The 11,976-nt window shown below is 68.4% G+C and carries 6 protein-coding genes; 5 read left to right on the top strand and 1 reads right to left on the bottom strand.

Going from position 1 to position 11,976, the window contains the following annotated elements:
* Positions 1-60 precede the first annotated feature (60 nt).
* The 3 genes from AAEP86_RS02835 to rpoC all read left to right on the top strand — a co-directional run bounded on the left by AAEP86_RS02835 (position 61) and on the right by rpoC (position 8,436).
* The gene (locus tag AAEP86_RS02835) at positions 61-603 is read left to right on the top strand and encodes a hypothetical protein (protein WP_420369036.1); all 543 of its coding nucleotides are present in this window, start codon (positions 61-63) and stop codon (positions 601-603) included.
* A 420-nt stretch (positions 604-1,023) separates the two neighbouring features.
* Positions 1,024-4,512, top strand: a complete 3,489-nt coding sequence (rpoB, locus tag AAEP86_RS02830; protein ID WP_420369035.1) for a DNA-directed RNA polymerase subunit beta — start codon at positions 1,024-1,026, stop codon at positions 4,510-4,512.
* Between the two features lie 42 nt (positions 4,513-4,554).
* Positions 4,555-8,436 carry a DNA-directed RNA polymerase subunit beta' gene (gene rpoC / locus AAEP86_RS02825; protein ID WP_420369034.1) on the top strand — a complete coding sequence of 1,294 codons (3,882 nt, stop codon included), beginning with the start codon at positions 4,555-4,557 and terminating at the stop codon, positions 8,434-8,436.
* Positions 8,437-8,586: 150 nt separating this feature from the next.
* On the opposite strand, the gene AAEP86_RS02820 is transcribed toward rpoC, so the two are convergent.
* Positions 8,587-8,982 (bottom strand): VOC family protein, encoded by a 396-nt coding sequence (locus AAEP86_RS02820; protein ID WP_420369033.1) that lies wholly within the window; start codon positions 8,980-8,982, stop codon positions 8,587-8,589.
* Positions 8,983-9,068: 86 nt separating this feature from the next.
* On the opposite strand from AAEP86_RS02820, the gene AAEP86_RS02815 reads away from it, so the two are divergent.
* Positions 9,069-10,109, top strand: coding sequence for a GNAT family N-acetyltransferase (locus tag AAEP86_RS02815; RefSeq protein WP_420369032.1), 1,041 nt, complete (start codon positions 9,069-9,071; stop codon positions 10,107-10,109).
* 184 nt (positions 10,110-10,293) lie between these two features.
* Entirely contained in the window at positions 10,294-11,964 is a 1,671-nt protein-coding gene (locus tag AAEP86_RS02810) for a GspE/PulE family protein (protein ID WP_420369031.1), read from the top strand.
* Positions 11,965-11,976 lie beyond the last annotated feature (12 nt).

Genomic DNA, 11,976 nt, shown 5'->3' with positions numbered 1-11,976 from the left:
CGCGTCGACCCCACGACGCCACCGCACACCGGACCACGAATCCGCAGGAGCCCGCAGCCCGTGACCGACACCATGAACCTCCCGACCCACCGCACCGCCCCGGCCACCCGGACCCTGGCGCCCAGGCGCGCGGCGTCGCACGCCGTCCCCGCCTTCACCGACCTCGAGTCGGCACCCACCTGGATGCGCGCCGTCGGAGCCGCGCTCCTGGTGGGCGGACTCGGACTCACCGCCGCGGTCCTGGGCTGGCCGGGGGAGGCGCCCGAGGCCGCCCTGATCGTCCCGGCGCTCGTGGCCGTCGGCGCCGGGTTCCTGCTCCTGGTCGCCCGGTCCGGGTTCACGGTGACGGACCGCGACGTCGTGCTGCACTTCCGGCCGCTGCCCGCCCGGCGCGTCGCCCGACGGCGGATCGTCGCCGCGCGGCTCGTCGAGGCGGACGCGACGACCTACGGCGGGGTGGGACTGCGTCTGCGCCGCGGCGTCCGGGCGCTCATCCTGACGCCGGGCACCGGGGTCGAGTTCACCGACGACCGCGGGCGTGTGACGTTCGTGCGGACCCGTCGACCCGAGGCTGCTGCGAGGGCGTTCGGCGCGGTGCGCTGAGGCGGCTGCTCGGCCCTCGGGTCGTCCGGCACGGTGCGCTGACACGCGTGCTCGGGCCCGGGCCGCGGGAATGCCGACGGCGCTTGCGGGCTTATACACGCCACTGCTGAAATCGGTCAAGCCAGGACTGGACACCGCTGTCCAGGCCGACCTATGATGGCAGTTCGCGCTCCCTGGCATCAGTGTCGTCATATTGCGGTCGACACAGCGTTCATCAGAACGTGTTCTCTCGAACGTGCCGCGGTGGTGCCGGTCCCGTATATGTCGGCGGGGCCCGCTCACCCAGATCATCGCACACGTGCACAGCTCACCGGCCGTCACGTGATCGCGTGTCCTCGAGGGTGCGCCGAGCGTTCAATCCACTCACCTACGTGCTGCTCGTCAGTACCGGCCCGACGGGGCCTACCGGAGGTCAAACCCTTGGCTGCTGCGCCCAACGCATCCACCAACCCCAAGAACGGTCGCAACCACTCGCGACTCTCGTTCGCCAAGATCACGGACACCCTCACGGTTCCGGATCTGCTCGCGCTCCAGACGGAGAGCTTCGACTGGCTCGTCGGCAACGACGTCTGGAAGGCCCGCCTGGCCGAAGGTCAGGAGCAGGGTCGCACCGACCTCGCGCTGCACTCCGGCCTCGAGGAGATCTTCGAGGAGATCTCCCCGATCGAGGACCTCGGCGAGACCATGCAGCTCGGCTTCACGTCGCCCGAGCTCGAGGACCCGAAGTACTCGATCGACGAGTGCAAGGAGCGTGGCAAGACCTACGCCGCGCCGCTCTACGTCAACGCCGAGTTCATGAACCACATGACCGGTGAGATCAAGACGCAGACCGTCTTCATGGGTGACTTCCCGCTCATGACCGAGCGCGGCACGTTCATCATCAACGGCACCGAGCGTGTCGTCGTCTCGCAGCTCGTCCGTTCCCCGGGCGTCTACTTCGAGCGTCAGCAGGAGAAGACCTCCGACAAGGACATCTACTCCGCTCGTGTGATCCCGTCGCGTGGTGCGTGGCTCGAGTTCGAGATCGACAAGCGCGACCAGGTGGGCGTGCGCATCGACCGCAAGCGCAAGCAGTCGGTCACGGTCTTCCTCAAGGCGCTCGGCATGACGAGCGAGGAGATCCTCGACGAGTTCAAGGGCTTCGCCTCGATCGAGTCGACCCTCGAGAAGGACGCCATCCTCACCAAGGAAGAGGCGCTCAAGGACATCTACCGCAAGCTGCGTCCGGGCGAGCAGGTCGCCGCCGAGGCCGCGCGTGCGCTCCTCGACAACTTCTACTTCAACCCGAAGCGCTACGACCTCGCGAAGGTCGGCCGCTACAAGGTCAACCGCAAGCTCGGCATCGACGCGGCGCTCAGCGACTCGGTCCTGACCGTGCAGGACATCGTCCGCACGATCAAGTACCTCGTCTCCCTGCACGCCGAGCGCACGACGCTCGACGGCGTCCGTGACGGCGAGCCGGTGCAGCTGCGCCTCGACGTGGACGACATCGACCACTTCGGCAACCGTCGCATCCGCGCCGTCGGCGAGCTCATCCAGAACCAGGTCCGCACGGGTCTGTCCCGCATGGAGCGCGTCGTCCGCGAGCGCATGACCACGCAGGACATCGAGGCCATCACGCCGCAGACGCTCATCAACGTGCGTCCGGTCGTCGCCGCGATCAAGGAGTTCTTCGGGACGTCCCAGCTGTCGCAGTTCATGGACCAGAACAACCCGCTCGCGGGTCTGACGCACAAGCGTCGCCTCTCGGCCCTCGGCCCGGGTGGTCTGTCCCGTGAGCGCGCCGGCGTCGAGGTCCGTGACGTCCACCCGTCGCACTACGGCCGCATGTGCCCGATCGAGACCCCGGAAGGCCCGAACATCGGCCTGATCGGTTCGCTCGCGTCGTTCGGTCGGATCAACTCGTTCGGCTTCATCGAGACCCCGTACCGCCGGGTCGTCAACGGTGAGGTCACGAAGACCATCGACTACCTCACCGCCTCGGAAGAGGACGAGTTCGTCGTCGCGCAGGCCAACGCCCCGCTGACCGACGACTTCCACTTCCAGGACGACAAGGTGCTCGTCCGCAAGAAGGGCGGCGAGGTCGAGCTCGTCGCCAAGGACGAGGTCGACTACATGGACGTCTCGCCGCGCCAGATGGTGTCGGTCGCGACCTCGCTCATCCCGTTCCTCGAGCACGACGACGCGAACCGCGCCCTCATGGGTGCGAACATGCAGCGCCAGGCCGTCCCGCTCCTCCGTTCCGAGTCGCCGCTCGTCGGCACCGGCATGGAGGGCTACACGGCCATCGACGCCGGCGACGTCGTCACCGCCGACAAGGCCGGTGTCGTCTCCGAGGTCTCGGCCGACGCCGTGACCCTGCAGCTCGACGAGGGCGGCACGCAGACCTACTACCTGCGCAAGTTCGACCGCTCCAACCAGGGCACGAGCTACAACCACCGCGTGGTCGTCTCGGCCGGCGAGCGTGTGGAGCAGGGCGAGGTCATCGCCGACGGCCCCGCGACGGAGAACGGCGAGCTCGCGCTCGGCAAGAACCTCCTCGTCGCGTTCATGCCGTGGGAGGGCTACAACTACGAGGACGCGATGATCCTGTCGCAGAACCTCGTGAAGGACGACACGCTCTCCTCGATCCACATCGAGGAGTACGAGGTCGACGCCCGCGACACCAAGCTCGGCAAGGAAGAGATCACCCGCGACCTCCCGAACGTCAGCCCGGACCTCCTGGCCGACCTCGACGAGCGCGGCATCATCCGCATCGGTGCCGAGGTCCGCCCCGGCGACATCCTGGTCGGCAAGGTCACGCCGAAGGGCGAGACCGAGCTCAGCGCCGAAGAGCGCCTCCTCCGCGCGATCTTCAACGAGAAGTCGCGCGAGGTGCGCGACACCTCGCTGAAGGTGCCCCACGGTGAAGAGGGCACGATCATCGGCGTCAAGGTGTTCGACTCGCAGGACGGCGACGACGAGCTCGGCTCGGGCGTCAACCAGCGCGTGGTCGTCTACATCGCCCAGAAGCGCAAGATCACCGCGGGTGACAAGCTCGCCGGTCGTCACGGCAACAAGGGCGTCATCTCGACGATCCTGCCGGTCGAGGACATGCCGTTCCTCGCGGACGGCACCCCGGTCGACATCGTGCTCAACCCGCTCGGCGTCCCCGGTCGCATGAACTTCGGCCAGGTCCTCGAGATCCACCTCGGGTGGCTCGCGAAGCAGGGCTGGAACGTCGAGGGCATCCAGGAGTGGGCCTCCGCACTGCCCGAGGCCGCGCACAGCGCAGCCCCCGGCACGAAGGTCGCCACCCCGGTGTTCGACGGTGCGTACGAGCGCGAGATCGAGGGCCTCCTCGACTCCACGCTCCCGAACCGCGACGGCGAGCGACTGATCGGCTCGTCCGGCAAGGCGCAGCTCTTCGACGGCCGCTCCGGCGAGCCGTTCCCGGAGCCCGTCTCGGTCGGCTACATGTACATCCTCAAGCTGCACCACCTGGTCGACGACAAGATCCACGCCCGTTCGACCGGTCCGTACTCGATGATCACGCAGCAGCCGCTGGGTGGTAAGGCGCAGTTCGGTGGCCAGCGCTTCGGTGAGATGGAGGTGTGGGCGCTCGAGGCGTACGGCGCCGCCTACGCCCTCCAGGAGCTCCTGACGATCAAGTCCGACGACATCCTCGGCCGCGTGAAGGTCTACGAGGCGATCGTCAAGGGCGAGAACATCCAGGAGCCCGGCATCCCGGAGTCGTTCAAGGTCCTCATGAAGGAGATGCAGTCGCTCTGCCTGAACGTCGAGGTCCTCTCGGCCGACGGCCAGGCGGTCAGCCTCCGCGACACGGACGACGAGGTCTTCCGTGCCGCCGAAGAGCTCGGCATCAACATCTCCTCGCGGTTCGAGTCGTCGTCCGTCGACGACATCTGATCCCGCCCGTACTCGTAACGAACCCAGCTAGAGAGAAGAACATTGCTCGAAGCAACTTCATTTGACGCACTGCGGATCGGTCTCGCCACGGCCGAGGACATCCGCCAGTGGTCGTACGGCGAGGTCAAGAAGCCGGAGACCATCAACTACCGCACCCTCAAGCCCGAGAAGGACGGTCTGTTCGGCGAGCAGATCTTCGGTCCGTCCCGCGACTGGGAGTGCGCCTGCGGCAAGTACAAGCGTGTCCGGTTCAAGGGCATCGTCTGCGAGCGCTGCGGCGTCGAGGTCACCAAGTCCTCGGTCCGCCGTGAGCGCATGGGCCACATCGAGCTCGCCGCGCCCGTCACGCACATCTGGTACTTCAAGGGCGTCCCGTCGCGCCTCGGCTACCTCCTCGACATGGCGCCGAAGGACCTCGAGAAGGTCATCTACTTCGCGGCGTACATGATCATCGACATCGATGAAGAGGGCCGTCACGCGGACATGCCCGGTCTCGAGAACGAGATGCGTCTCGAGATCAAGACCCTCGAGGGCCAGCGTGACTCGATCATCGCGGACCGCCTCAAGAAGCTCGAGGACGACCTCGCAGCGCTGGAGGAAGAGGGCGCGAAGGCCGACGTCAAGCGCCGCACCAAGGACACCGCCGAGAAGGAGATGTCCCAGGTCCGCAAGTCGTTCGACGAGGACATCACCCGCCTCGAGCGCGTGTGGGAGGACTTCCGCAACCTCAAGGTGGGCGACCTCAAGCCCGAGGACGCCGTCTTCCACGAGCTCCAGGACCGCTTCGGGATCTACTTCGACGCCTACATGGGCGCCGAGGCGATCAAGCTGCGGCTCGAGGCGTTCGACCTGGCTGCCGAGGCCGAGGCGCTGCGCCTGCAGATCGCCGAGGGCAAGGGCCAGAAGAAGATCCGCGCGATCAAGCGTCTGCGCGTCGTCAGCTCCTTCCTCGCCACCGGCAACTCGCCGGCAGCGATGGTGCTCGGCGTCGTGCCGGTCATCCCGCCGGAGCTCCGCCCGATGGTGCAGCTCGACGGTGGCCGCTTCGCCACGTCGGACCTCAACGACCTCTACCGTCGTGTGATCAACCGCAACAACCGTCTCCGCCGCCTGCTCGACCTCGGTGCCCCCGAGATCATCGTGAACAACGAGAAGCGCATGCTGCAGGAAGCGGTCGACGCGCTGTTCGACAACGGTCGTCGTGGGCGTCCGGTCACGGGTACCGGCAACCGCGCCCTGAAGTCCCTGAGCGACATGCTCAAGGGCAAGCAGGGTCGGTTCCGCCAGAACCTGCTCGGCAAGCGCGTCGACTACTCGGGCCGTTCGGTCATCATCGTCGGCCCGCAGCTGAAGCTGCACCAGTGCGGTCTGCCCAAGCAGATGGCGCTGGAGCTCTTCAAGCCGTTCGTCATCAAGCGCCTCATCGACCTGTCGCACGCGCAGAACATCAAGTCGGCCAAGCGCATGGTCGAGCGTTCGCGTCCGCAGGTGTGGGACGTGCTCGAGGAGATCATCCGCGAGCGCCCCGTCCTGCTGAACCGTGCGCCGACGCTGCACCGTCTGGGCATCCAGGCGTTCGAGCCGCAGCTCGTCGAGGGCAAGGCCATCCAGCTGCACCCGCTCGTCTGTGCTGCGTTCAACGCGGACTTCGACGGCGACCAGATGGCCGTGCACCTGCCGCTGTCGGTCGAGGCCCAGGCCGAGGCCCGCATCCTGATGCTCGCCTCGAACAACATCCTCAAGCCGTCCGACGGCCGCCCGGTGACCCTGCCCGCACAGGACATGATCATCGGTCTGCACCACCTCACGACCGTCCGCGAGGGCGCCGTGGGCGAGGGCCGTGCGTTCTCCTCCGTCGCCGAGGCCATCCTCGCGAAGGACCAGGGCACGCTGCACCTCAACGCGCTCGTCAAGATCCGCATGGACGACGTGTGGTTCGCCGAGGGCGAGGCTCCCGAGGGCTACGAGCAGGGCGACACCGTGCTGCTCGAGACCACCCTCGGCCGTGCGCTCTTCAACGAGACCCTCCCGGCGAACTACCCGTTCGTCCAGAAGGTCACCGACAAGGGCGTGCTCTCAGCGATCGTCAACGACCTCGCCGAGCGCTACTCCAAGACCGAGACGGCCGCCGCGCTGGACCGGATCAAGGACGCCGGCTTCTACTGGGGTACGCGCTCCGGTGTGACCGTCGCGCTCTCGGACGTCGTGACGCCTCCTCGCAAGAAGGAGATCATCGCGGGCTACGAGGTCCAGGCGGCCAAGGTGCAGGGCGAGTTCGACAAGGGTCTGATCACCGACGCGGAACGTCGCGCCGACCTGATCAAGATCTGGACCGAGGCCACGAACGAGATCGCGCAGGAGATGCGCGACAACTTCCCGGTCGACAACACCATCAACCGCATGGTGTCGTCCGGTGCTCGTGGTAACTGGCTGCAGGTGCGCAACATCGCCGGTATGCGTGGTCTGGTGAACAACCCGAAGGGCGAGATCATCGCCCGCCCGATCATCAACTCGTACCGCGAGGGCCTGACCGTGGCGGAGTACTTCATCGCCACGCACGGTGCCCGCAAGGGTCTGGCCGACACCGCGCTCCGGACCGCGGACTCCGGGTACCTCACCCGTCGTCTCGTGGACGTCTCGCAGGACGTCATCATCCGCGAGGACGACTGCGGCACGAGCCGGGGCCTCGAGCTCCCGATCGCGACCGTGGGCGCCGACGGCACGCTGGTCCGCGACCCGCGCGTCGAGAACACCGTGTACTCGCGCACCCTGGCCACCCCGGCCACGGACGCGCAGGGCACGGTCGTCGCCGAGGCCGGTGAGGACGTCGGTGACGTCCTGATCGACAAGCTCATCGCTGCCGGTGTCGAGAGCATCAAGGTGCGCTCGGTCCTGACCTGCGAGTCGAGCGTCGGTGTCTGCGCCAAGTGCTACGGCCGTTCGCTCGCCACGGGCAACCTCGTCGACATCGGCGAGGCGGTCGGCATCATCGCCGCCCAGTCCATCGGTGAGCCCGGTACCCAGCTGACGATGCGTACCTTCCACACGGGTGGTTCGGCCTCGGCCGACGACATCACCCAGGGTCTGCCGCGTGTCACGGAGCTGTTCGAGGCGCGTACCCCCAAGGGTGCGTCCCCGATCGCCGAGGCCCCCGGCCGCGCCACGATCGAGGACACCGACAAGGGTCGTCGCATCATCCTGACGCCGGACAACGGCGACGAGCCGTTCATCTACCCGGTGCTCAAGCGTGCGACCCTCCTCATCGAGGACGGGCAGCACGTCGAGCTCGGCGAGCAGTTCATCGCCGGCACGGTCGACCCGAAGGAGGTCCTCCGGGTCAAGGGTGTGCGTGAGGTCCAGAAGCACCTCGTCAACGGTGTGCAGGACGTGTACGGCTCGCAGGGCGTGCCGATCCACGACAAGCACATCGAGGTCATCGTGCGGCAGATGCTCCGCAAGGTCACCGTCGTCGACCACGGCGACACCGACCTGCTCCCGGGCGAGCTCGTGGACCGTTCGCGGTACAACGAGCTCAACCGTGCGGCGCTGCAGGAGGGTCGCAAGACCGCTTCCGCTCGCCAGGAGGTCATGGGCATCACCAAGGCGTCCCTCGCGACCGAGTCGTGGCTGTCCGCCGCGTCCTTCCAGGAGACCACCCGCGTGCTCACGCAGGCGGCCATGGAGGGCAAGCAGGACCACCTCGTCGGCCTCAAGGAGAACGTCATCATCGGTAAGCTCATCCCCGCCGGGACGGGCCTCAGCCGGTACCGTGACGTGGACGTGAACGCGACCGAGGAAGCGAAGGCGGAGCGGTACCCCAACCGCATCTTCGCGGACGACTCGTCGTTCTCGGACGCCGACCTGAGCTTCGTCGACTTCGACAGCTTCTCGTCGGACGACTTCACGCCGGGCACCTACAACTGAGCCTGAGCTCCACCGGAACGGCCCCCGCATCCTCGGATGCGGGGGCCGTTCCCGTTCCTGCCCACCGGTGACGTGGCAGACGGGAGACGTGGCGGACGGGAGGCGCGGCTGGGGTCGGCACCGCGCCTCCAGGCCGGTGGGTGGGCGCGTCTAGAGCCGGCGGTCCGCGCCGTTGTCGCGACCGGAACCGCGGCCGGTCTCGTCGACGAGGGAGAAGAGGCTGAGGACGTTGCCGTCCGGATCGCGGACGTCGAACCAGTCGACGGCGCCGTCGACGCACTCGACCGGGCCGACGTCGATGCCGAGGGCGCCGATACGGGCGTGCTGGGCCGTGACGTCGTCGACGCCGAAGCGCACGCTCACCGGGTTCTCCTCGGCGTCGTCGTCCTCGTAGAGCTGGATCCAGATGCCGCCGACCTCGTACTCGGCGATGCCCTCGTCCGGCTCGAGGTCGGGTTCGGTGCGTTCGAACACGGCGCCGTACCAGAGGCAGGACGCCTCGATGTCGGTGACGGGCAGCCCCACGGTCACACTCGTGATGTCCATGACTCATCATGTCCCGGGTGGTGCCCGCGCGTCGAGGGTCGGCTGGCGTCAGCCGCGTCGAGCGGTGCTTCTGGCAGGCTGGTCCGATGGCGACGCTGCGCGAACGGATCACGGCCCCGGCCCACCTCGAGCTCCCGGTGCCGGTCGGGGGACTGGTGTTCCGCGCCGGTTCGCGGCAGGACCTCGACGCGGTGCACGCCCTGGCGGTCGCAGCCGCGGCCGTCGACGACCCGCACGCTCGTCCCTCCACCGACGACTTCGAACGAACGTTGTCCACGGAAGGGCTCGAGGTCGAGCGGGACACCGTCGTCGGCGTCGATGCTGAGGGGCATGTGCAGGCGTTCGGCATCGTCATCGACGTCCCCTCCCGGGTCACCGCGGCGCGGGTGTTCCTCGAGGGGACGGTCCACCCCGCCGTGCGCGGGCTCGGCATCGGCCGTCGGGTGTTCGCGTGGCAGGTCGGTCGCGCCCGCCAGCGGCTCGCGGCGCTCGACGTCGACCTGCCGGCGAGCATCGACGTCGGAGCGCCGCAGGGAGCCTCCGCCCTGCGGCTCGCGGCGCGGTTCGGGTTCTCGCCCACGCGCAACTGGATCGACATGGAGGCCGTGCTCGACGGCTCCGACGGCTCCGACGGCTCCGGCCGCTCCGCTGTCCCGCCGCTGCCCGAGGGCTTCGTCGTCCGACCGGCGACCGCCGACGACATCGAGCCGCTGCGGCTCGCGAAGAACGACGCGTTCCGCGACCACTGGGGTTCGCAGCCGATGGTCGAGTCGGACTGGCGCGGCTTCCTCACGGCGTCCAAGAGCCGGCTGGACCTGTCGCGCATCGTGGTCGGTCCCGACGGAGCGATCGTCGCGTTCGCGATCGTCGAGGTCGACCCGGACGCCTTCGCGGCACGCGGCCGCTCCTTCGCGTACGTCCACTGGGTCGGGGTGGTGCGGTCGGCACGCGGGCTCGGGCTCGCACCGGTCGTCACCGACGCCGCACTGCGGGCCGTCCGCTCCGACGGTCTGTCGGCGGCGGTGCTCCACGTCGACGCCGAGAACCCGAGCGGTGCCGGCCGCATCTACGAGCGGCTCGGGTTCGTCTCCGGGGCCGTCGAGGTCACCGCGTCGACACCGCTCTGACGCGCGCAGACGCCGTGGTCGATACCCGCGGGTACCCCTGCACTGGGGCCAGTCGACACCCCCTCGCCCCCTCGTTGTGGGACTGCGGAGGTCCTCCGCCCCGGACGTAGCGTGGTCGGGCGCCGATTCCCTGCGGCGCTCGTCCCCACGAACCGCGCGCGACCCGAAGGAGGCTCCGCAGCACATGGCCACGCTGTCCGAGATCCTCATCCTCAACGGAGCCCTGCCGATCGAGCACCTCGACTCGATGACCGGCGACGAGGAGATCGACGACCGTTCGATCCGCTCGCTCGTCGACCAGGGGCTCGTCAGCGAGGCCCAGTACATCACCGCCCGCGCCGCGTCGAACAACTCGAAGACCGTGCCGCTGACGGACTACCCGGTCGACGGCACCGCGGTCTCGATGCTGCCGGCAGCGCTCTGCCGCCGGCACGGCGTGCTCGGGGTCGGCTTCGAGGGCGAGGTCCTCGTCCTCGCCATGGTGAACCCAACCAACGTCCTCGCGATCGACGACGCCCGGACCGCCTCCGGCCGTCCGGTCAAGCCGCTGCAGGTCGAGGAGCGCGACCTCGCCGCCGCGCTCGACCGCTACCTGCGTGCCGACGACGAACTGAACGACCTGACCTCCTCCCTCGAGGAAGAGGCCTCGGCGCAGTCGCAGCAGCAGGTCGACCTGACCGACGGTTCGCTCGACGACGTCCCGATCGTCCGCTTCGTGAACCTGCTCGTCTCGCAGGCCATCCAGGACCACGCGTCCGACATCCACATCGAGCCCGGCGAGCACGAGGTCCGTGTCCGCTACCGCATCGACGGCGTGCTGCACGAGATGGCCCCGGCGCCGAAGAACATCCAGAACGGCGTCATCAGCCGCCTGAAGATCATGAGCGACATCGACATCGCCGAGCGTCGGAAGCCGCAGGACGGCCGCATGTCGGTGCGCCACGGCGGTCGTCAGATCGACCTCCGCGTCGCGACGCTCCCCACCGTGTGGGGCGAGAAGGTCGTCATGCGGATCCTCGACAACACCAACACGTCGATGTCCCTGAAGGACCTCAACCTCCTCGAGCAGAACTTCCAGGCGTACCAGCGCTCCTACTCGAAGCCGTACGGCATGATCCTCGTCACCGGGCCGACCGGTTCGGGCAAGTCGACCACGCTGTACACGACGCTCAACGCCGTCGCCCGACCGGAGATCAACGTCATCACGGTCGAGGACCCGGTCGAGTACCGCATGGGCGGCATCAACCAGGTGCAGGTCAACCCGAAGGCCGGGCTGACGTTCGCGTCCGCACTGCGCTCGATCCTCCGGTCCGACCCCGACGTCGTCCTCCTCGGCGAGATCCGCGACCACGAGACAGCGCAGATCGCGATCGAGGCCTCGCTCACCGGGCACCTGGTGCTCTCGACCCTGCACACCAACGACGCCCCGTCAGCGATCACCCGACTCACCGAGATGGACATCGAGCCCTTCCTCGTCGGGTCCGCCCTCGACTCCGTCGTCGCCCAGCGCCTGGCGCGCCGGCTCTGCGACCGCTGCAAGGCGCCGGCGCACTACACGCCCGCCCAGCTCGTCGCCCTCGGCTTCATCCCGTCCGAGGACACCGCGGTGCCCGAGTTCCACGGACCGGTCGGCTGCGCCGTCTGCTCGAACACCGGGTACCGCGGTCGCATCGCCCTGCACGAGGTGATGACCGTGACCGAGGAGATCGAGCGGCTCGCGGTCGCACGGGCCTCGAGCGCCGAGATCAGCCGCGTGGCCCAGCAGCAGGGCATGCTCACCCTCCGCCAGGACGGGTGGGAGAAGGTCAAGCTCGGCATGACGAGCATCGACGAGATCCTGCGCGTGGTCGCGTAGGCGTGGGAGTGG

Origin of the sequence: Curtobacterium sp. L1-20, from assembly GCF_048755855.1 — a bacterium.
In the GTDB taxonomy this organism is placed as follows: Bacteria; Actinomycetota; Actinomycetes; order Actinomycetales; family Microbacteriaceae; genus Curtobacterium.
This window is presented reverse-complemented; position numbering and strand designations above follow the sequence as displayed.